General features: G+C 60.1%; 20 protein-coding genes and 1 riboswitch. Of the genes, 11 read left to right on the top strand and 9 right to left on the bottom strand.

Annotated elements, in window-relative coordinates; translation table 11 throughout:
• The first annotated feature begins 42 nt into the window (after positions 1-42).
• The 6 genes from ACZM22_RS03110 to ACZM22_RS03085 all read left to right on the top strand — a co-directional run bounded on the left by ACZM22_RS03110 (position 43) and on the right by ACZM22_RS03085 (position 6,142).
• On the top strand, positions 43-456 hold the full coding sequence (locus ACZM22_RS03110; protein ID WP_484424697.1) for a hypothetical protein: 414 nt from the start codon (positions 43-45) through the stop codon (positions 454-456).
• A gap of 83 nt (positions 457-539) precedes the next feature.
• On the top strand, positions 540-1,679 hold the full coding sequence (locus tag ACZM22_RS03105) for a hypothetical protein (protein ID WP_489543066.1): 1,140 nt from the start codon (positions 540-542) through the stop codon (positions 1,677-1,679).
• 14 nt (positions 1,680-1,693) lie between these two features.
• Complete coding sequence (locus ACZM22_RS03100) at positions 1,694-2,470, top strand: TPM domain-containing protein (RefSeq protein WP_489543065.1); 777 nt, start codon at positions 1,694-1,696, stop codon at positions 2,468-2,470.
• Positions 2,471-2,495: 25 nt separating this feature from the next.
• Positions 2,496-3,659, top strand: coding sequence for a hypothetical protein (locus ACZM22_RS03095; protein ID WP_489543064.1), 1,164 nt, complete (start codon positions 2,496-2,498; stop codon positions 3,657-3,659).
• A gap of 32 nt (positions 3,660-3,691) precedes the next feature.
• Positions 3,692-4,882, top strand: a complete 1,191-nt coding sequence (locus ACZM22_RS03090; RefSeq protein ID WP_489543063.1) for a hypothetical protein — start codon at positions 3,692-3,694, stop codon at positions 4,880-4,882.
• Between the two features lie 150 nt (positions 4,883-5,032).
• Entirely contained in the window at positions 5,033-6,142 is a 1,110-nt protein-coding gene (locus ACZM22_RS03085; protein ID WP_489543062.1) for a hypothetical protein, read from the top strand.
• A 128-nt stretch (positions 6,143-6,270) separates the two neighbouring features.
• On the opposite strand, the gene ACZM22_RS03080 is transcribed toward ACZM22_RS03085, so the two are convergent.
• The 3 genes from ACZM22_RS03080 to ACZM22_RS03070 are packed head-to-tail and all read right to left on the bottom strand — an operon-like array spanning position 6,271 to position 8,259.
• On the bottom strand, positions 6,271-7,215 hold the full coding sequence (locus tag ACZM22_RS03080) for a TlpA disulfide reductase family protein (protein WP_489543061.1): 945 nt from the start codon (positions 7,213-7,215) through the stop codon (positions 6,271-6,273).
• A complete protein-coding gene (locus ACZM22_RS03075; RefSeq protein WP_489543210.1) occupies positions 7,212-8,090 on the bottom strand; it encodes a 4Fe-4S binding protein in 879 nt (292 codons plus the stop codon). The genes ACZM22_RS03080 and ACZM22_RS03075 overlap by 4 nt, the downstream gene beginning before the upstream one ends.
• A gap of 25 nt (positions 8,091-8,115) precedes the next feature.
• Complete coding sequence (locus ACZM22_RS03070; protein ID WP_483268792.1) at positions 8,116-8,259, bottom strand: CD1871A family CXXC motif-containing protein; 144 nt, start codon at positions 8,257-8,259, stop codon at positions 8,116-8,118.
• A gap of 200 nt (positions 8,260-8,459) precedes the next feature.
• Between ACZM22_RS03070 and ACZM22_RS03065 the strand changes: the two genes are divergently transcribed.
• The 3 genes from ACZM22_RS03065 to ACZM22_RS03055 all read left to right on the top strand — a co-directional run bounded on the left by ACZM22_RS03065 (position 8,460) and on the right by ACZM22_RS03055 (position 12,344).
• A complete protein-coding gene (locus ACZM22_RS03065; RefSeq protein WP_489543060.1) occupies positions 8,460-10,175 on the top strand; it encodes a recombinase family protein in 1,716 nt (571 codons plus the stop codon).
• 7 nt (positions 10,176-10,182) lie between these two features.
• Positions 10,183-10,533: a sigma-70 family RNA polymerase sigma factor gene (locus tag ACZM22_RS03060; RefSeq protein ID WP_483268794.1), complete on the top strand. Its 351-nt coding sequence runs from the start codon at positions 10,183-10,185 to the stop codon at positions 10,531-10,533.
• A 269-nt stretch (positions 10,534-10,802) separates the two neighbouring features.
• On the top strand, positions 10,803-12,344 hold the full coding sequence (locus ACZM22_RS03055) for a 4Fe-4S dicluster domain-containing protein (protein WP_483268795.1): 1,542 nt from the start codon (positions 10,803-10,805) through the stop codon (positions 12,342-12,344).
• 166 nt (positions 12,345-12,510) lie between these two features.
• Here the strand turns inward: ACZM22_RS03055 and ACZM22_RS03050 are convergent, their stop codons facing one another.
• The 3 genes from ACZM22_RS03050 to ACZM22_RS03040 all read right to left on the bottom strand — a co-directional run bounded on the left by ACZM22_RS03050 (position 12,511) and on the right by ACZM22_RS03040 (position 15,393).
• The gene (locus ACZM22_RS03050) at positions 12,511-14,586 is read right to left on the bottom strand and encodes an LTA synthase family protein (protein WP_489543059.1); all 2,076 of its coding nucleotides are present in this window, start codon (positions 14,584-14,586) and stop codon (positions 12,511-12,513) included.
• Positions 14,587-14,676: 90 nt separating this feature from the next.
• A complete protein-coding gene (locus ACZM22_RS03045) occupies positions 14,677-14,892 on the bottom strand; it encodes a helix-turn-helix domain-containing protein (RefSeq protein ID WP_489543058.1) in 216 nt (71 codons plus the stop codon).
• A gap of 9 nt (positions 14,893-14,901) precedes the next feature.
• Positions 14,902-15,393, bottom strand: a complete 492-nt coding sequence (locus ACZM22_RS03040) for a DUF2975 domain-containing protein (protein ID WP_489543057.1) — start codon at positions 15,391-15,393, stop codon at positions 14,902-14,904.
• A 171-nt stretch (positions 15,394-15,564) separates the two neighbouring features.
• Positions 15,565-15,683: riboswitch (FMN riboswitch) on the top strand.
• A gap of 87 nt (positions 15,684-15,770) precedes the next feature.
• On the opposite strand from ACZM22_RS03040, the gene ACZM22_RS03035 reads away from it, so the two are divergent.
• On the top strand, positions 15,771-16,376 hold the full coding sequence (locus ACZM22_RS03035) for an ECF transporter S component (protein WP_489543056.1): 606 nt from the start codon (positions 15,771-15,773) through the stop codon (positions 16,374-16,376).
• A gap of 62 nt (positions 16,377-16,438) precedes the next feature.
• On the opposite strand, the gene ACZM22_RS03030 is transcribed toward ACZM22_RS03035, so the two are convergent.
• From ACZM22_RS03030 to buk, 3 genes are read right to left on the bottom strand one after another with little or no spacing between them, the layout of a single operon-like run.
• On the bottom strand, positions 16,439-17,029 hold the full coding sequence (locus ACZM22_RS03030; protein WP_489543055.1) for an indolepyruvate oxidoreductase subunit beta: 591 nt from the start codon (positions 17,027-17,029) through the stop codon (positions 16,439-16,441).
• A gap of 1 nt (position 17,030) precedes the next feature.
• On the bottom strand, positions 17,031-18,806 hold the full coding sequence (gene iorA, locus ACZM22_RS03025; protein WP_489543054.1) for an indolepyruvate ferredoxin oxidoreductase subunit alpha: 1,776 nt from the start codon (positions 18,804-18,806) through the stop codon (positions 17,031-17,033).
• A gap of 34 nt (positions 18,807-18,840) precedes the next feature.
• Positions 18,841-19,896, bottom strand: coding sequence for a butyrate kinase (gene buk, locus ACZM22_RS03020; RefSeq protein WP_489543053.1), 1,056 nt, complete (start codon positions 19,894-19,896; stop codon positions 18,841-18,843).
• A gap of 388 nt (positions 19,897-20,284) precedes the next feature.
• Here buk and ACZM22_RS03015 point away from each other — a divergent pair, with 388 nt between their 5' ends.
• Entirely contained in the window at positions 20,285-21,796 is a 1,512-nt protein-coding gene (locus ACZM22_RS03015; RefSeq protein WP_489543052.1) for an ABC transporter ATP-binding protein, read from the top strand.
• Positions 21,797-21,805 lie beyond the last annotated feature (9 nt).

The following is a 21,805-nucleotide window of genomic DNA, read 5'->3' as shown; positions in this document are numbered from 1 at the left end:
GACGGAATAACAACTGACGATGTAAAAGAAAGGAAACCTATCATGAAAAAATCGATTGCACTTGTATTGGCCATGTTGATGACGCTGTCCCTCACTGCCTGCGGTGGCGGCGGCAGCAGCGATAAGGGCGGCGCTCTGCCCGGTATTGATATGAAATCCACGGATACACAGACCGTGACCTCTGACAGAGCAACGCTGGAAGTGCTGAACGAGACATTCTTCACCTATCTGGGCGGTCTGAACTACTTCACTGAAAGTGATGCACAGTCGAAGCTGACCTATGCGGACCTGAAGGAGCATATCGGCGTGGATTGCTCCGAGTATCGGTATGAAGAGGAGTACCAGCGCGGTGTATACACCTGGTACGCCGCCGAGGATGACGCGTGCTGCCTGTCCCTGTTCTTCGGCGACAACGGCAAGCTGATTGCTGCCGGCGCGTATAACCTCAGTCTTTGATCGACACTGGCTGACCGTATTATCTGAACGCCATTTTCCACGGGAGCGGCCAAAGCCGCTCCCGTAGCGGAAAGGAGAGAATCATGGCATCCCAAATTACCAACTATAAATGCCCGGCATGTACCGGCCCCCTGCACTTTGCAGGCGCCTCCGGTATGCTGGAATGTGATTTCTGCGGTGCGAAATATGACGTGGCGCAGATCGAAGCTCTGTACGCGGAGAAAGAGGCCAAGGCCGTGGCCGCCACGGAGCAGGCTAACGCCAAGGCGGAACAGAACCGCCAGAAAATGGCGGACATGGAGTCTCAGGGCTGGGATACCTCCAGCCTGAGCAGCGACTGGGGCGCGGAGGCCGACGGCATGAAGGCCTATAACTGCCCCAGCTGCGGCGCGGAGCTGATCTGCGACGCCTCCACCGCCGCCACGTCCTGCCCCTACTGCGGCAATCCCACCGTGGTTCCGGGCCAGTTCAGCGGTGCGCTGAAGCCGGACTTCGTCCTGCCCTTCAAGCTCAGCAAGGAGGACGCCGTGGCCGCCCTGAAGAACCACTATAAGGGCAAGCCCCTGCTGCCAAAAGCGTTCACCAATGGCAATCATATTGAGGAGATCAAGGGCGTGTATGTCCCCTTCTGGATATTTGACGGACAGGCAGAGGGCACCGTGGACTACGAGGGTCATATCACCCACGTCTACGAAAGCGGCGACTACGAGATCACCGAGACGGAACACTATGACGTGCGCCGCGGCGGCTCCATTTCCTTTGAAAAGGTACCGGTGGACGCGTCCAGTAAGATGCCTGACGACCACATGGACTCTATCGAGCCTTACGATTATAAGGAGCTGCGTGCCTTCTCTACGGCGTATCTGCCGGGTTTTCTGGCGGATAAGTACGATGTAACGGTGGAACAGAGCTGCGAGCGGGCGGACGGACGCTGCGCCGCCTCGCTGGAGGGCGCGCTGCGCCGCACCACTACGCAGTACGACGCCTGCATCACCAAGGACAAGGATATCCGGCTGCGCCGCGGCAAGGTGCATTATGCCCTGCTGCCCGTCTGGATGCTGCACACCAAGTGGAACGGCAAGGATTTCCTATTTGCCATGAACGGACAGACCGGAAAGCTGGTGGGCGATCTGCCTACGGATATGGGTAAGTTCTGGGCCATCTTCGCCGCCATTGCCGCACCGGTGAGTGCCATCGCGGCGGCAATACTGATGCTGATGTAAGGAGGGCGGCTGAGATGAAAAAAAGAATTCTGACATGTCTGCTGGCCCTGCTGGCGGTGCTGACGATGATGGTTCCCGCGTGGGCGGAGCAGACCGAGGATGACATCTTCATTTACGACACGGCGGGCCTGCTGAACGAGGACGAGTGGCTGGAACTGGAGATGCTGGCCGATGAGATCTCATGGCGGTATAGATGCGCCGTGTATATCGTCACCGTGGAAGACTACGAGGACTACGGCAGCGACCCCTACGACGCGGCGGCCAATATCTATAATGAAAACGACTTTGGTATCGGAGAAGGCCGGGACGGCATCCTGCTCCTGCAAAGCACATGGGGCAGAGATTACGGCCTGTACATCCGGGACGGTTATGCCAACAGCATGGTGGGCAAATATGCCCGAACGCTGTTGGAGGACGCCTTTCTGGACGACTTTGCCGATGACGACTATCGAGGCGGCTATGAGGATTATCTGTCCACCTGCGCCGACTTCTTTGAGCGGGCCGCCCAGGGACATCCTGTCCGCAAGCCGCTGATCAAGGTGCTGCCTCTGGCACTGGGCATCGGATTGGGGTTGGCGCTGCTGGTGTGCCTGATGCTGAAGGCAAAAATGAAGTCCGTTCGTCAGGGCGCGGAGGCGGACGCCTATGTGACCGCCGAGGGACTCAATCTGACGGAGCAGTATGACCACTATACCCACACCACTGAGACCCGCCGGAAAATTTCCAGCGACAGCGACAGCGACAGCAGCAGCCACTCCGGCGGCGGCTCCGGCTCCAGCGGTAAGTACTAATACTACGCGGCGGAAGGAGGAAGCGATGAAAAAGAACCCCATTCTCTGTCTGCTGCTGGCTCTGGCGATGATGGTATCGCTGACAGCCTGCCAGATAGAAATTCCCGGCATTGGAACCGTGAATATCAACGACGGCAGCAACACAGGCAGCCACGCAGGCGGCAATACGGGCGACGATACGGGCAGTGATCATACGATCCATACGGGAAACGACAATGACGACTCCCTTACCCTGCTGCGGAAGAATATGGCAGAGGTGCCGGACTATATCTTCGCGGTGGCCTACATCAGCAGCGCGGCAGGCGGTCCGGACGATTTTGAGCTTCCAATACAGGAGTGGGTGAGTGAAGCGGCGCCGGAGCTGTGTGCCCAGTATCCTTTCGTCCGGAATATTCCCCGTGAACGGGTGGTGGGCAGCGGCGGTAGCCTGTTCTGCGTGGTGCCCCGTGATCCCAATGCGTCTGTGGCGGTGAACCGCATCCAATGGAACGAGAAGACGGGCGGCTATGATCACGTCGAGGTGCTCTACCGCAGTGAGAGCGGTGAGCCGATCCTGGTGTTTGCCTGCGCCGACATGGGGGAGTCTATCGATCCCGACACCGAGGTGATCGTGACCAACAGCGGGGAGGAGCCGCTGAAGTGGTATCCCTATTACGGTATAGTGGCGCTGCCCTACTCTTCTGAGGACGGCCGTGAGCTGGGTTACGACTTTACCGTTTACACCGGAAACGACAGCATGGATGGCGGCGATGTGGGCGACGACGGCATGTGGACGGCCCCTACGGCAGAGCAGCTGGCCGCGCACGTCTGGACGTGGCAGGGCGATCTTGCGGAGCAGCCCGCCATGGCCACCATGTCCCTGACACAGGGCGGCGGCGCGGAGCCGGGGCAGATCACCTTCACATGGTGGTATACCAAGGACTACGGCGATCCGCAGGAGATCTATGAGGGCAGCTGGTCCCTGACGGACGGCGGAGAGTATATAGATCTGACCATGACCCGCAGCGGCGGCCGGCAGTATACGAAGGGCGAGCCGCCCACCACGGTGTCGGGTATGTTCCCTGTGCAGGTACCCGCGGCCTTCGATGTCTTCCCGGTGCTGAATGTGAGCGGCGGAGGCGGCGCCTACGGGTTCCCCATCCAGCAGTTCCCCTACGAGATTCTCATGTTTAACCCCGCACAGGGATAAGTGACAACAAAACGCAGGAAGGAGACGACGTCATGCGTAATAATGGAAAGAAACTGGCCAGACTGCTTGTGGCGGCGCTGCTGGCCTTGGCCATGACGCTGTCGCTGACAGCCTGTCAGGTGGAGATACCCGGTGTGGGGACGATCAACATCAACGACGGGCATGCGCCGACCGGCGGGAATACGCCTGACGGAGGCGGTACGGACGGTGACGGTATGGACGGCGGCGAGCCGGGAGCCTACGATGACTCTCTGGACCTGCTGCGGCAGGAGCTGGATGAACGGCAGCAGGACGAGCGCTTCGCAGTGGCCTACATCGGCGATATCGACGGCAAGCTGAGTGATCTGGCGATCCCGCTGCGGGACTGGATCAACGATACGGCGCCGGGGCTGTGCGCCCAGTATACCTTTGTTCGGAATATCCCGCAGGAGCGGGTGGTGGGCGACAGCGGAAGCCTGTTCTGCGTGGTGCCCCGTGACCCCAACGCCACCGTGGCGGTGAACCGCGTCCGGTGGAACGAGGCGAAGGGCGGCTACGAGACCCTTGAGGTGCTCTACCGCAGCGAGAGCGGCGACCCGATCCTGCTGTTCGTCTCCAACGATCTGGGGACTGTCCCCACCGATACCGCGGAGCTGCTTTTGACCGACAGTCATCCCGATACCCTGAGCTGGTATCCCATCCCCGGAATCGTGGCGCTGCCCTACGACTATGAGAATGACCGGAAGCTGGCCTATGACTTCACCTTTTACTCGCAGGAGGGGAACGACGGCTTCGGCAGCGACATCGGCTGGACGTGCCCCACAGGCTCCCAGCTGACGCAGGAGGTATGGGCGTGGCAGGGCAATACGGATAAGCCCGCTCTGGCCACTCTGGAGCTGCACGCCAACAGCAGTCAGGAGGGCGATTGGGGCACGGCGACCTTCACCTGGTGGTACGAAAGCGACTTCGTCACACCGGAGGAGGTCTATACAGGCGACTGGGGACTGACCGGCAACGGGGAATACTCCGGTGTGATCATGCTGGATCTGACCCGCACCGGCGGCAAGAGATACACGCCCGGCGAGACGGAACGGATCATCCACGATGGCTTCATCGTGCAGGTTCCCATGGCCTTTGAGGACTACACCTATCTGTCCATCGACAAGGGACAGCACGGCTCCTATCTGCCCGTTCAGATAGAGCCGGACACGGTACTTTATTTCTATCCCCAGTGGACGGAGTAAGCGTGCGTGAACACGGGAAGGAGACGATGCCATGCGTAAATGCTGGAAAGGGCTGGCGGTGATCCTTGGGATCACGCTGGCGGCCCTGGCTTTGTTCACTTGGCGCGGAGCGCGCCGGAAAAATAACGACGAATAATGGAGGTAAAACACATGAAGAGAAGCAGAAAAACCTTATTCGCCCTGCTGTTGGCCCTGGTTATGGCACTGGGGCTGACCGCCACCGCATGGGCGGCGGAGGGCAACGTAACTGTGAACCTACCGGATGGTTTCATAGAGCAGACTCCTAATGTTCCCATGGATCCGTCTGACCCGGTGTATAAAATCCATTTTACCAAAGTTGTGGAGCAGGCGGGTACATGTGCCCCCGGCAAGGAAACCTTCAAATTTGAAGCGGTCAATGACGTTATTGATGCTGCTGAATATCCGGATGTTCAGCGCAGTGTCGAGATTGAGACAAATGGCGCAGGTACCTATCAGGGCACGCTGACCATCACCGGACCGGCAGTTCAGGTTCAAAATTTTGTTGGTAGAGGCTTTTATGTCCGCGAAGTGCAAGGCGATGATCAGTGCTGGACATATTCCAATAAAGAGTACCATGTCGCATTTGACATAGATAATACTACCAGAGAGCCAATGCTGACATTCTATCTTAATAACGAAGAAGTGTCTGAGATGACCTTCACGAACATTTATACCGAGAATCTTACTACCGTTGAGGTTCCCTTCACCAAGACGGTGAAGCTGGGCGGCCATGCCGGCCCCGGCAAGACGGACTTTACGATCGCGGTGTGTGATGTGAATGCCCATGACTTGTCCCATTATACGGATGTGAAGTACACCGCTACCGTCACCACTAACGGTGCGGGCGACTATGACGGCAAGCTGATCATCAGCGGCCCGGCGGGGAAGGTCAGTGAGTTTGTCAGCGAGGGCTTCTACGTCCGTGAGGTGAACGATGGCCTTCCGAAATGGACGTATTCCGATGCGGTGTGGTATGTGAGCCCCAATGGGGAAATTTTCCCCGCCAGGATGGAGACAACAGACAACGGGGATTTTTATGATGCGATCAACAATGCCGATGCGGTAGGCAAGATGACCTTTGAGAATATTTATACCCGCAGCGGCTCCTCCCATACTACCCCCGATGAGAAGCCGACTTCCTCTCCCAAGACCTTTGACGCCGGCATGGCGCTGTACGGCGTAAGCGCCCTGCTGTCGCTGACCGGAACCGCGCTGGTCATCAAGCGTAAAAACGGCTGATTGATCGATACGCAGTTCGTCTGAGACCGATCTGCAAACACTTCATCTTAAATAGCCATAAGGCGGCGGACAGGTGATGTCCGCCGCCTTATGGCGCGTATTCCTCCTTGCGGAGATACCTTTGTTTGTCAGCCCATATCGGCGGCCAGCGCCTTGTCGATTTGGGCCTGCAGTGCCTCCGCCTGATTCTTTTCCGTAACAGCACCCACGATGGGATCGCCCACGATATTGCCGCTGCGGTCAACCACATAGGTGGTGGGGTATGCAAAGATGCTGGCGGTGAACTTGCCTGCCTCTCCATCGGAAGCAAAATACACGTTCTGATAGGTCGCGCCCTTCTTGGCAAGCACATCCTTCGCCTCCGCGATCGCTGACTCATCGCCGTCTAGCGTGAAGGTGTTGACGCCGATGAGGGCGCCGCCCTTTTCCGCAAGCTCCTTGTTCAGCGCATCCAATTCACCAAGCTCTCCTACGCAGGGATTGCAGGTGGTAAACCAAAAATTCACAACGGTGACGGCGTTGCCGGAAAACAGAGTGCTGCTGTCCACATCGTTTCCGTCCAGATCCTTGCCGGTAAAGGCGGGGAACTTCTGCGCGGTGCTGCCGTCATCGGGCGGCGTGGTCGTGTCGCTGCCCGCCGGTACGCTCGTGCCGCCATCCTCTGCGGGCGCCCCGGATAAGCTGGGGAATTTTTCCTCCAATGCAGCCAGCCGGTCCTCGATATTTTTGATTTCCGTGGCTTTTTCCTTCAGCAGCTCGTACTCCTCGTCGGTGAACTGCTCCTTGGCGGCTTCAATGGTGCTCAGCAGAAATTCGCCGTAGTTTTTGCCGTTCTCCGTCGTGGCCATGCCCTTGTCGGCGGACAGAAAGAGCTTCTCCCACAGCTCGGTGTTCTCCGCCTGGATGGCGTTCTCCTGTGCCATCAGCTCATCGTACAGCGCTGCCGCCTCCTCGGCGGTCTGCGGCTCCTTGTCCGTGTCCTCATTCCCCTCCGCTTGCTTCGCGCCGCAGGCGACCGTACCGGCGGCCAGCACCAGCGCCAGCAGCAGTGTGATGATTTTCTTTGCGTTCATTTTGTTTCCTCCGTTTTTAATTCATTTGCAGGTTCTTTTTTGCCGTCTCCAAAGCCGTAGCGGAAGCTGACGGCGCTGGTGGGACAGGCGCGGATGCACATCCCGCAGCGGATGCACTCGGTATGGTTGGGCGTCTTTGTCACGTCCACATCCATTTTGCAGGCCTTGGCGCATTTCCCGCAGGAGACGCATTTGCTCCTGTCTACCTTCATCTGGAACAGAGATACCCTGTTGAACAGCGCGTAAAACGCACCCAGCGGGCACAGCCACTTGCAGAAGGGCCGGTAAAATACGATACTCAGTACGATCACTGCCAGCAGAATACTGAATTTCCAGGTAAACAGGCTGCCCAGCGCCGCCCGGATGCCGGAATTGGCAAGGGACAGCGGAATTGCGCCCTCCAGCACGCCCTGGGGGCAGAGGTACTTGCAGAAGAAGGGGTCGCCCATGCCCACGTCGTTCACAAGGAATGCCGGCAGCAGAAAGACCATCACCAGCAGAACGGCGTACTTCAGGTATGTCAGGGGCTTCAGCTTCTTTGTGGAGAGCTTCTTTGTGGGGATCTTATGCAGCAGCTCCTGAAACCAGCCGAAGGGACACAGAAAGCCGCAAATAAAGCGCCCCAGCAGAACTCCCAGCAGAATGAGAAAACCTGTGATGTAATAGGAAAAGCTGAATTTGGACGAGCCTACCACTGCCTGAAACGCTCCGATGGGGCAGGCGCCGGAGGCCGCCGGACAGGAGTAGCAGTTCAGACCCGGCACACAGACGGTTTTCCCCGCGCCCTGATACAGTCCGCCCTTGAGGAAATTCGGCAGGTGCAGGTTGGTCAATAGGGCTGCCCCCGCCTGTATCCAGCCCCGAAGGCGGGACAGGGCCTGTGATACATTTGAAAACTTCTTACCCAATGCCCACACACTCCAGACATAATTTGATGGCCTTGCTCAGTACCGACGCCGCCTCGCCCCGCCAGACGCCGAAGCACAGCATGGCGGCTCCCGCCAGCAGCAGCGTGACCTGCGCCGCCTTTTTTCCGTGGTTCAATTTTCATCACCCTTCCTGTTTTCTGCTGCCATCATAGTACAAAAGAGTTAAAGTCTCTGTTAAGAACGAAAATTTTGCGCAAACATTATTTGCTTTTGCGATAATAATGAACAAGGTGGAATTTTATCATCGCCCCGCTGGAGATGCAAGGCTTCGGCCGTGTTCTCTATCAAGCTTACGAAACGACGTGAGGTGCCGTTATGAAAATGAAGGGCAAGCCGCAGGCGAAGCGATACGTCATCTACTCCCGCAAATCCAAATTCACCGGCAAGGGCGAGAGCATCGAGAACCAGATCGAGCTGTGCCGCCAGTACATCGCCATGCACTTTGGCGAGGATGCGGCGGAAAACGTGCTGGTCTACGAGGACGAGGGCTTTTCCGGCGGCAATCTGGAGCGCCCGCAGTTCAAGAAAATGATGAAGGACTCCCAGAAGATCGCCTTTGCCGCCATCGTGGTCTACCGCCTCGACCGCATCAGCCGCAACATCGGCGACTTCGCCAAGCTCATCGAGGATCTGGGCGACCGGCACATTGACTTTATCTCCATCCGCGAGCAGTTCGACACGTCCTCCCCCATGGGCAGGGCTATGATGTACATTGCGTCCGTGTTCTCCCAGCTGGAGCGGGAGACCATCGCCGAGCGCATCCGGGACAACATGCATGAGCTGTCCAAGACCGGACGCTGGCTGGGCGGCACAACGCCCACGGGCTATGCCTCGGAAAGCCTGTCCAGCGTGACGGTGGACGGAAAGGTGAAGAAGGCCTGCAAGCTCAAACCCATCCCGGAGGAAATCCAGCTGGTTAAGACGATCTTCGAGGTGTTCATGGAGACCGGCTCTCTCAGCAAGACCGACCGGTACCTGTTGGAGCACCGCTGCGTCACGAAGCGCGGCAAGCAGTTCACCCGCTTTGCCATCCGGGGCATTCTCACGAACCCGGTTTACATGATTGCCGACGAGACGGCGTATCAGTATCTGAAAGAAAACAATGTTGACCTGTTTGCCGAGCGTTCGGAATTCGACGGCAAGCACGGCATCATGGCGTACAACCGCACGCTCCAGCGCCCCGGCAAGGCGAACCAGATCCGTCCCATGGAGGAGTGGATCGTGGCGGTGGGCAAGCATCCGGGCATCATCGCGGGCAGCGATTGGGTGCGGGTGCAGGCCATGCTGGATGTCAACAAATCCAAGAGCTACCGCAGACCCCGCAGCAACGTGGCGCTGCTGTCCGGGCTGCTGCGCTGCGGCGAATGCGGCGACTATATGCGCCCGAAGCTGACCAACCGCCGCACGGCGGACGGAGAGCTGATCTACACCTACATGTGCTCCACCAAGGAGCGCAGCCACGGCACGGTCTGCTCTATGAAAAACTGCAACGGCAACACGCTGGACGCCAAGATCATCGAGGAGATCCGCAAGCTGTCCGCCGACAAGGAGACCCTTGCCCGGCTGCTGGCGCAGACCAAGAAGGTCATCAGCGGCAGCAAGGAGGGCTACGATGCGGAGCTGGCACTGCTGAAGGAGAAGCACGCGGAAACGGAGGACCGCATCAAGCGGCTGGTGGAATCCCTGTCCGTTGCCAGCGACACCTCTGCAAAGTACGTCATGGAGCAGATCGACGAACTGCATCGAGAGAGCGAGACCCAGCAGGCAAGGCTTTCCGAGCTGGAAGCCCTGACTGAACAGAGCCGGATGCTCCATCAGGAGTTCGCCTTCCATCAGGAAATGATCGAATCCTTCGCCAATGCGGTGGATTCTGCCACGCTGGAGGAAAAACGCCGCCTGCTGCGCACCATCGTCAAAAAGGTGGTCTGGGACGGCAAAAATGCCTATGTGTACCTCTTTGCGGAGGATGGAGAGGCGGATTTGCCGCCCATTGAGCAGCCGATGTATCCGTTGGGAGAGGATAGCGAATGAGATACTGATGCACTTCCGGGCGCAGCGGAAGCTGCAGGGGGAGGTATCGCTGTCGGACACCATCGAGACGGGGCCGGAGGGAGATGCCCTGTACCTCAGCGATGTGGTGGGCGAGGAGGACACCATGCTGGAGGAGCTGCAGGACAAGGAGAACCGCAAGCTTATCCGGCGGCTGGTGGCGGAGGTGCTGACGGAGCGGGAGGCCGACATCATCCGGCGGCGCTACGGACTGGACGGACGACTGCCCCAGACCCAGAAGCAGGTGGCGGCTCTGTACGGCATCAGCCGGAGCTATGTATCGCGGATCGAGAAGAAAGCACTGGGGAAGCTGGAGGAAGCGCTGCGGGGACGTGTATAAGAGAAAACATGCAGCGATTTTACTCTGGAGAAAAATATTTCTCCTATAAGTATAATGCGGAGTTTCCGTGTATTTTTTGCGGAATATTTGCGGATATAATGGGGGAATAGCAGCTTTATATAGGGGGGTTGTGCAGGTTGCAAGAGAATTCACCTATGAGGGTGAAAAAAATTCCTTACGAAAGATATTGCCTTTTTATGGGGGGAGCAGGTATAATACACAATTGGTATAGAACCCCTTTAGGGTGGATTTTGGGAGGACAAAAAAGAATGAGAAATATCAAGTGCGGTGTTGCGGACATCCGCAAGCGGGTCTTTGCCGAGGTGGCGAAGCTGGCCTATGAGGGTGGAGACTACACGCGCATGGAGAAGCTGCCCTATGAGATCGTGCCCGGCGAGGTGGGGCGGCAGCGGGAGTCCGTGTTTCTGGAGCGGGCCATCGTGGGTGAGCGCATCCGGCTGGCCATGGGCCTGCCGCTGCGGCCGGTGACGGAGCACTCGGTGCTGTCCGACGGCGTGGAGGAGAGTGCCATCGCCGCGAAGTACTACGATCCCCCGCTGATCAACGTCATCAAGTACGCCTGCAATGCCTGCGCGCCCACCCACTACGAGGTGACCAGCGCATGCCAGGGCTGTTTGGCGCGGCACTGTCAGTACGCCTGCCCCAAGGGGGCCATCTCCACGGAGCGGGGTCAGGCCGTCATCGACCAGGATAAGTGCATTAAATGCGGCAAGTGCAAGGAAGCCTGCTCCTATCAGGCCATTATCAAGTTCACCCGCCCCTGTCAGGAGGCCTGCGGCATGCACGCCATCGGACAGGATGAGTACGGACGGGCGGACATCGACTACGACAAGTGCGTGAACTGCGGCATGTGTCTGGTGAACTGCCCCTTCGGCGCCATCGTGGACAAGGGCCAGCTGTTCCAGCTGATTCACGCCATCCGCAAGGGCGATAAGGTGGTAGCCATCATCGCGCCGGCCTTCTGGGGTCAGTTCGGCGACAACGTGACTCCGGGCCAGATCCGCGAGGCCATGAAGATGCTGGGCTTTGCCTCTCTGGAGGAGGTGGCCATCGGTGCCGACCTGTGCGCCATCGAGGAGGCCGAGGAGTTCCTGCGGGACGTGCCGGAGAAGCAGCCGTTCATGGCGACCTCCTGCTGCCCCGCTTGGTCTGTCATGGCCAAGAAGGAGTTCCCGGGCTTCGCACCCTACATCTCCATGACCATGACGCCCATGGTGCTGACGGCGCGGCTGCTGAAAAAGAAGGACCCCAACTGCCGCATCGCCTTTATCGGCCCCTGCGCCGCCAAGAAGCTGGAGGCCAGCCGCCGCTCTGTCCGCAGCGATGTGGACTTCGTGCTGACATTTGAGGAGCTGCGGGGCATGTTCGAGGCCAAGGGCATCGACTTCTCCCAGATCGAGGACAGCGCGGCCCACTACGAGGCATCCGCCCCCGGCGTGGGCTTCGCCGCCGGCGGCGGCGTGGCCAAGGCAGTGGAGGAGGTCATCCACCGGATCCGTCCCGAGGTGGAGGTCAAGACCGTAGCAGCGGAGGGCCTGGACGAGTGCCGCAAGATGCTGCGCGGCGCCCGCACCGGCAAGTACAACGGCTATCTGCTGGAGGGCATGGCCTGCCCGGGCGGCTGCATCGCAGGCGCCGGTACAGTCCAGCCGGCGGAGAAGTCCCGCCGGAATCTGGAACGCTACAAGCAGGCGGCGCCCATGGCCAACCCCATGGATACCCCCTATCTGGAGGACATCCATCTGGTGTACGAGAGCGGCGACGAGTGGGACTACGTGGAGCGCCACTGACGCGGAGACACTGAGGTATATGCCATCGACCTCCCGAACCGCGGGGTTCCGGCCCACCGGCGGAGAGTGGTATGCGCACCAGCTTTGAGTCAGAAGAGGAAGCAGGCGAGTGGTTTTCCATATACAAAAAAGCTGTTCTGTCAGAGACGGAACAGCTTTTTTTACGTCATTCATTCTCTCCCAGTACGATGCGGTAGTAGTCGTACTGGATGATGAGCCGCGCGTAGGTGTATTTGGCGGAGACAAGGCGGTTGACGGCGTCCACGTAGCCCTCCTCCGGTGTGACGCCGGGGGCGGGGGTGAAGGTGCCGGTGCGGGCCTCGTAGACGCCGGCGGCGGTGGCCCAGCTGTTGCCCACGGGAGTGGGCAGTACCACCAGCGGGATGCAGCCGGAGGCGCTGGCAGGGTCGTAGTTATCCGCCAGAATGTCGCGGCCGGACAGCAGGCGGGAGTCGTAGCGAAGACCGAACAGGTTGCTGAGGGTGGGCACGATGTCCACGGCGCTGCAGGGCGTGTCCACGGTGACGGGCTGGTCCATGCCTCCGCACCAGAGGATCAGCGCGTTGCGGTAGCGGGAGGTGTCCAGATCCGAGTCCTGACGGCCCGTCAGCTCGGCGTAGTAATCCACGCCGGTCTCCGCCAGCGCGTAGGGGTAGTGGTCGGCGGAGAGACAGATCACGGTGTCGTCGGCGATGCCGCGGGCCTCCAGCTGGTCCACCAGATACGTCAGGGCGGCCTCCAGCTCCAGATTGGCGGCTACGTAGGCCTGCACCGGCGCACTGGCGTTGGGGTAGGCGGCCTCCGCTGCGGCGCGGTTCTTGGCAGCCATGGACTGGCCCCAGTTATAGCTGCCGTGGCCGCTGACAGTCATGTAGTAGGCGTGGAAGGGCTGGCCGGTGGTGAGGTAGGCGTCCACACAGCTGTCCAGCGTGGCCTCCAGCATTTCCAGATCGGAGTAGGGCCAGCTGCTGTCCTGAGTGGCCAGAGTCAGACCGGAGCCAATGCCCTCATAGTCGTAGCCCAGGTTGGGGTGAGTGGCGTTGCGGCCATAATAATTATAGGTGTTGTTGTGCCACGCCGGTGTCTGATAGCCCAGAGCACGGAACTGATTGCCCAGCGCCAGCGGCATGTAGTCATAGCGGCTGGCCCAGAAGCTGACATCGCCGCCCACCCATGTGGGCAGCAGGCCGGTGAGGACGGCAAACTCGCCGCCGGTGGTGGACTGGCCCCAGCCGGGCTGGTAGTAGTTGCTGAACACGAAGCCCTCGTGGGTCAGGCGGTACAGGGTGGGGGTCAGCTCCTGAGAGATGAACCAGGGCGAGAAGGACTCTGCCGTCAGCAGGATCAGGTTCTTGCCTGCGAACATGCCGGTATACTGGTTCTGGCGGGAGGGGGTGCGGGCGGCCATATAACGGTGCAGCGAGGCCAGCGTGCTGTCGCCGGTGGACTCGGCTAACGCGGTAAAGTCGATGTCCAGCATATTGTAGCCGTAGTCCACGGGCGTGGGCTCCGGTTCTGGTGCGGGGTCAGGCTCCGGCAGGGGTTCCAGCGGCGGCGTGGGCACGCCGGTGACGGCGTAGGTCAGCTCCAGCCGCAGAGCAGTGTTCAGACCGAAGCGGGGAACGGCACTGTTGGTGTTGAAATCGTAGGTGAACAGCGCGGCGCTGGGGCCGAAGCGGCCGACGGCGTCTCCGCCGCCCAGCGTCAACAGGGCCAGCAGCGCCAGCACCAGCAGGCCGCGGCGGCCCATGGAGTCCTCCGGTACGATGCGGCGGCGCAGGACAATGGCCAGCACCGGCGGCACCAGCGCCAGGAGGATGAAGGGCAGGCGGGGCAGCACCACATCGGGGATGGTGCCGGCGAAGTCGCCCACCACGTGACCGGTCATGGTGACCATGAACGTCAGGGCAAAGTAGGACTTGAAGTAGCTCTTGCAGCAATATTCCACGCAGACGCAGACAGTCCACAGCAGCGTCAGGATCAGCGCGGCCCAGCGGGAGACCCTGCGGCAGGGCAGAGCATTGGCCAGCAGGCTGATGAGCAGGCCCAGACCCAGCGCGGTCAGGGCGGTAGGCACCAGCGCCGCGTCGAAAAAGACAGTGCTGCTGTCGAAAGCGCGCAGCAGCAGTTCATGGTACAGCAGGGCCAGCGGGAAAAAGAGCCAGCGCAGCGAATAGCGGGAGGCCGCAGGTGCCTCCGGCTGCGACACAGTATCCAGTTGGGCGGGGGAGGTGCTCTCCATACGGTTCGCCACCTTATTTCAGACCGGTGAGCCCGGCGGAATTCTTTCTATTATAACACGATGCGGCAGAAACTGCAACTGCCGGCGCGGTCATTCCTCCGGCGGGTCCGGCAGAAATTCCATCAGGTCGGCGGGCTGGCAGTCCAGCGCGGCACACAGGCGGTTCAGGGTGTCCAGCCGCACGGCACGGGCCTTGCCGGTCTTGAGAATGGACAGGTTGGCTATGGTGATGCCTACCCGCTCGCTCAGCTCCGTCAGGCTCATTTTGCGGCGGGCCAGCATGATATCAATGTGAAATACGATCATACTGCCACCTCACACCGTCAGGTCGCTCTCGTCCTGGAGGCGGGCGGCATCGGCTACCAGACGGCTCAGGGCCATCGCCATGACGCCCACCAGAGTGCAGACCATGACGCCCGCGGGCATGGCGATGACCGTCATGCCGGGGGAGCCGGCGCCCAGCAGAGCCAAGGTGATGACACCCGCCGGCACCAGCACTGCGTCGAAAAATGCCAGGCGGGACACAGTGGCCATGGCCCGGGCATTCTCCATACAGAAGGCGTCGCCGCGGCCGATGCGGCCGAATACGGCCCACAGGGCGGCCATGGCCCAGAATACCGGTACGGCGAACAGCCACGCGAAGATCAGGCAGGGCCAGAAGGCCCAGGCGTACTCAGGGTCGGCCAGGGCGATGCCGTGGCCCAGCTGAGGCAGGAACCAGAAAAAGATGGCCCCGCACACCAGAGCTGCGATCATAAGGCCGGTGCGCAGCAGGACGGCCAGCTTTTTATGCGCGATATGCTTCATGTCTCACACATCCTTTCTGATGTCAGCATACCACGGATTATATCGTTTGTCAATCATTATTTATCGAAATACAATAAAAAGTTACTGTGAAGCAATAAATAAAAAATCCAGCAGAAAGCGGTTGCATTTTGGCGGGACATGGTGTATTATAGAGCGCGAGAACAACCGCATATTTGTCTTCGGGGCGGGGTGAGATTCCCCACCGGCGGTATAGTCCGCGAGCGGCGAGAGCTGCATGAACCGGTGTGATTCCGGTACCGACAGTATAGTCTGGATGAGAGAAGGCGTGTATGGCATTTTTGTAATGCTCTTTTTTGATGCGTACACCTTGGAAGGCAATTTTCCGGGTGTTTATCATCGAAAAGGAGTGTTTTTTTATGACTCAGAAGCAAAAGACCCATCGTATCGCCGTGGCCGCCCTGCTGGCGGCGGTGGCCGCCGTCCTCCAGTTCGTGGAGTTCTCCATCCCCATCATGCCCGCGTTCGTGAAGCTGGACATCTCCGACCTGCCCGCCCTGCTTGGCACGTTCTCCCTCGGCCCCGTCTACGGCGTCGCCATCCAACTGGTGAAGAACCTGCTGCACCTGCCCTTCGGCTCCAGCGCCTGCGTGGGCGAGCTGTCCAACTTCCTGCTGGGCGCTACCTTCGCCCTCATCGCCGGTATCGTCTACAAGAAGCACAAGAACCGTTCCGGCGCTCTGTGGGGCTCTGTGGCCGGCGCCGCCGCCATGGCGCTCATCAGCCTGCCTCTGAACTATTTCATCGTCTACCCCGCCTATGTGGTGCTGTACGGCCTGCCGCTGGAGGCCATCGTGGGCATGTATCAGGAAATTCTGGGCACGGTGGCGCAGATCCCCACCGGCAATGCCCTGTTCAACTGCCTGCTGGTGTTCAACGTCCCCTTCACCCTGTGCAAGGGCCTTCTGGACGTGGCGCTGTGCTTCCTGATCTACAAGCCCCTCAGCCCTCTGCTGCACAAGTAAGCGGCCGGATACATAAAAAGCTCCCCCGACACCGTGTCGGGGGAGTTTTTTATGTATCCGTGTTATTCGGCGGTTCTGCTGGCGGCTTCGCGGCCGGCGCGGAACGCCTGAAGGTTCAGATCCTTGACCTTGGCGGGCACCGTCTCCGCCACGATCTGCTCCCAGTCGATATTGGGGCAGCCCAGGGAGTCGCACATGGCGCCGAACAGCACCACGTTCATGCACTTGGGATTGCCCAGCTCCAGAGCGATGTCACTGGCGGGAATCGCGATGGTCTTGAAGTGCCTGGCCATAGCCTCGATGCAGCCCTCGGGGTACGTCTCGGCGCCGGAGGCGATGGTGGTGGACTTGATGGCGTAGTCATTGATGACGACCACGCCGCTGGGCTTCAGGAACTCCGCGTATCGGACGGCTTCCATCTTCTCCAGGGCCACCATGATGTCGGCCTCGCCGCGGCCAAACACGGGGCCGTAGACCTTGCTGCCCCAGCGGACCTGGGTGGACACGCTGCCGCCGCGCTGGGCCATGCCGTGGACCTCGCTCTGCTTGACATCGTAGCCGGCCTTCATGAAGCCGTTGGACATGATCTTGGAGATCAGGATAGCGCCCTGACCGCCTACGCCTACCAACAGGCAGCTTTTCACATCGCTCATGTTATTTCTCCTCCTTTTCGATAGCGCCGAAGGGACACGCCTGGGCACAGACGGTGCAGCCCACGCACTGGGTGCGGTCGATGAATGCCTTGCCGTTCTCCATGGAGATGGCGGGGCAGCCCACCTTCAGACAGCTCTTGCAGCTCCTGCACTTGTCGGCATTGACCACGCACATGCCGTTCTCGTGCTTCATCCGCTTGATCAGCAGGCAGGGACGGCGGGTGACGATGGCGGGGTTCTTGCCCTCGTTGAGGGCGGCCACTGCGGCGTCCACGGTCTGCTTCATGGCCTTCAGATCCTGAGGATCCACAGTGAACACGGGTGCGAAGCCGTAAGCCTCCAGCACACCCTCCACGCGGATCATGGGGGCAGGCTCGCCCATCAGGGTGAAGCCGGTGCCGGGGTTGTCCTGGTGGCCGGTCATGCCGGTGATGCGGTTATCCAGCACACAGGGGATCATGCGGCCGTTGTTGTAGATGATCTCGGCGGCGCCGGTCATGCCGCTGTGGAAAAACGTGGAGTCGCCCATGACGCCGAACACCACCTTATCGGTGACGCCCTCGCGCTGGAAGGATTTGGCTATGCCCATGCCTACAGTGAAGCCGCCGCCCATGCAGAGGCAGGCGTCCATGCAGTTCAGGGGCGCGGCGCTGCCCAGAGTGTAGCAGCCGATGTCGCCGGTGACCACGTAGTTCTTGTTCTTGGACAGGGTGTAAAAGAAGCCGCGGTGAGGACAGCCGGGGCACAGCGCGGGGGGACGCTTGGCAGCCTGGACCTCGGTGATGACCTGATAGCTGGGCTTCACGCCCAGCACCCGCTCACGCACCAGCTCGGTGTTCAGCTCGTACATGTTGCCGGTGAGCTCCTTGCCCACGCAGTCGATGCCGGCGGCCTTGATCTGCTCCTCCATGAACGGCTCCAGCTCCTCAATGACGTACAGCTTCTCCACTTTCTTGGCGAAGTCGCGGATCAGGCCCATGGGCAGGGGGAAGGTCAGGCCCAGCTTCAGGAAGGATGTGCCCTCGGGGAATACCTCCTTGGCGTACTGATAGCTGATGGAAGCGGTGATGACGCCCACCTTGCCGTCGCCCAGCTCCAGCTTGTTCAGGCCGTTCTCCAGTGCGCGGGTGCAGCCGTACTCCGCCAGCTTGGCCAGACGCTCCTCCACAATGGGGTGGTTCATATAGGCATTGGCGGGGGTGCAGACAAACTTGCGGACGTTGCGCTGGTAGGCGGGAGCGGTATGCTCGGTGCGCTCGCCGAATTCCACCAGACCCTTGCTGTGACAGACGCGGGTAGTGGTGCGGTACAGCACAGGGGTGTCGAACTCCTCGGAGATCTCGCAGGCCAGCTTCACAAAATCCTTGCACTCCTGAGAGTCGCTGGGCTCCACCATAGCGACCTTGGCGGCCCGGGCATAGAGACGGTTATCCTGCTCGTTCTGGGAGGAGTGGCAGGAGGGGTCATCAGCGCTGACAACGATGTAAGCGCCGTTGACGCCCATGTAGCCGGCGGTAAACAGGGGGTCGGCGGCCACGTTCAAACCTACCATCTTCATGGTGCAGAAGGAGCGGGAGCCGGCCATGGCCGCGCCGTAGGCCACCTCGGCGGCCACCTTTTCGTTGGGGGCCCACTCACAGTACACATCCTTGCCGTACTGGGGCAGGTTCTCCAGGATCTCCGTGCTGGGGGTCCCGGGGTACGCGGAACAGACCTTGATACCGGCCTCGTAGACGCCACGGGCGGTGGCCTCATTGCCGGACATCAGATGTTTCATAGCTTTTTCCACCTTTCTATATATATCCTATTTTTTAATATTGACCGGCTTCCTGTTGGCCGCGGAGCACCCGCAGGGCACCCTCCGCCAGCGAGCGCATCTCCTCCTCGCCGGGGAGGCGGAGTACGGGGGCCAGCCTGCCCACGTAGGCGGTGATGTCGTCGCAGAAGGACTGCTCATACGCCATGCCGCCGGTGTAGACGATGGCATCCACGTTGAAGTGCAGCACGGCGGCCATGGTGCCGATATCCTTGGCCAGCTGATATACCAGAGCCTCATAGGCTGCGGCGGCCTGCTGGTCGCCCTCCGCCATTCTGGCGCAGACCACGCGGAAGTCCGTGGTGCCCAGGTAGGAGAACATGCCGGCGCGGCGGCCCAGCGTCTTTTTCACCTCGGCGCGGGTCTTGCCGCTGAAGCAGTAGTCAATGAGCTGGTTCACCGGCAGGCCGCCGCCGCGGTCCATACCCATGGCGCCTTCGTCCTTGACGTTGCACACGTCCACCACGCGGCCGTGCTGGTGGGCGCCCACGCTGACACCGCCGCCCAGGTGGCAAACGATGAGGTTTACCTCCTCATAGGTACGGCCCAGCTGCTGCGCGGCCTTGCGGCCGATAGACTTATGGTTCAGCGCGTGGAACAGGCACCTACGGCGGAACTCGGCAAAGCCGGTGTAGTGGGCCACCTCGGTCATCTCATCCACGCAGACGGGGTCCACGAAGAAGGCGGGGATGCCCACGGTGTCGCCCAGCTGCTTGGCCAGGTACGCACCCAGGTTGGAGGGGTGCTCGCCGTAGGGGGCGGCCTCCACGTCGCGCATGACGCGGTCGTTGACGGCGTAGGTGCCGGAGGGGATGGCGCGGTACAGGCCGCCGCGGCCGCACACGGCATCGAAGTCCGACAACTGGTAGCCGGCGCTGGTGATGGCGCTGAGAATGGCCTCGCGGCGGTAGTCCGCCTGGTCGATGACCCGCTCGAACCGGTCCAGCTCCTCCGCGGAGTGGTCGATGGTCAGCTTGTAGAGCTGCTCCTCGTCCTGGAACACCGCGATCTTGGTGGAGGTGGCGCCGGGGTTGATGACTAAGATCTTCATCGGAACCCTCCTTATATAGGTCATGTGATTTGTGGTCAGTGAATATTTCACCGAATTATTTAATGAACCATTCACATTATGGCACTGTCAATGACGGAAGTCAACAGCGATTTGAATATTTTCGGAAACTCGTCATATCGCACAAAAAAGCGCCGCGGTCACTGTGAAAAACAGCATCCGCGGCGGGGGAACGGTTTTTGCGGCTCTGTGGGGGAGAGTGCAGTCTGTGCAACAACCGCAAACACAGGGCATACCGAAATCGTATTTATGTGGAAAATGGGAAATTCTGCTTTTCAACAGAAGAAAACTATGGTATACTTTCCCCATTATTTTATAGGCGATACAATAGCGATACCGTTAATTTTGGAGAAGCAGGGAGTGAGGAAAATTGAGTGAGTTGCTGAGAATGGAGCATATCAGCAAACGGTTTGGCAGCTTCTACGCCAACAAAGACATCAGCCTGACCGTCAATTGCGGCGAGGTGCTGACGCTGCTGGGCGAAAACGGCGCGGGCAAGTCTACGCTGATGAATATCCTGATTGGTCTGTACCAGCCCACAGAGGGCAAGATCTTTCTGGAGGGGAAGGAGGTCCGCATCGAGTCCCCCAGCCAGGCGGTGAAGCTGGGCATCGGCATGGTACACCAGCACTTCATGCTGGTGGAAGCGATGACGGTGTTCGACAACATTATCCTGGGTGACAAGCACGCCAAGGGGCTGTTTATCGATCGGGCCGCCCGCCGCAAGGAGATCGAGGAGCTGTCCGCCAGATACGGTCTGGACGTACAGTTGGATCGGCTCATCACGGAGATCTCCGTGGGCGAGCAGCAGCGCACCGAGATCCTGAAGGCACTGTATCACGGCGCGGAACTGCTGATTTTGGACGAGCCGTCCGCCGCTCTGACGGACATCGAGGTGGAGGGCCTGTTCGCCATCATGCGCAAGCTGGTGTCCGAGGGCAAGAGCATCATCTTTATCAGCCACAAGATGCGCGAGGTCATGCACATCTCCGATCGTATCACCGTGCTGCGGCTGGGTGAGGTGGTAGGCACCGTCAACTGTGCCGACACCGACAGCAAGAAGCTGGCCAGCATGATGATCGGCCGCGAACTGGTCGCCTCCCAGTACGAGAAGAAGGACTGCTCCGACGCGGAGATCGCGGTGGAGCTGTCCCATGTGGATTATCATAAGGAGTCCAAGCATAACGGACTGAACGATATGTCCCTGACGGTGCACCGCGGCGAGATCGTGGGTATCGCCGGTGTGGACGGCAACGGACAGACCCAGCTGGCCCAGCTTATCACCGGCGTCATCTCCCCCGACAGCGGCACACTGTCCTTGTCCGGCCAGCGGCTGGCTATCTTTGACCCCCATGGCTTCATTGAGGACGGCGTTTCCCACGTGCCGGAGGACCGCAACCTGCAGGGCCTCATCGGCGACATGTCCATCGCGGAGAATCTGGTGCTGAAAAGCAGCGGCACCGCCGCTTTCAGCAGCGGCGGAGGACTGCTCCTGAAGAAGAAGGCTATCGCCGGCTACGCAGAGGAGATGGCGGAGAAGTATGATATCCGCTGCACCTCGGTGGAGCAGGACGTGCGCAGCCTGTCCGGCGGCAACCAGCAGAAGGTCATTCTGGCCCGCGAGCTTGAGTCCGATCCCGTGCTGCTGGTGGCCACCCATCCCACCCGTGGTCTGGACATCGGCGCGGCCAGCTTCATCCACGACCAGATGATTGCGGCCCGCGACCGCGGCGTGGGTATCCTGCTCATCAGCGCCGACTTCGACGAGATCCTGGAGATGTCCGACCGTATCCTGGTGTGCTTCGAGGGGCAGATCATGGGCGAGTATTCCGGCAAGAATCCTCCCATCGAGGAGATCAGCCTTGCCATGACCGGTAAGTAAGGGGGGATA

This window comes from Vescimonas sp. (assembly GCF_057856985.1).
Note: the sequence above shows the minus strand (reverse complement) of the source record. Positions and strands in the feature narration are given on the sequence as shown.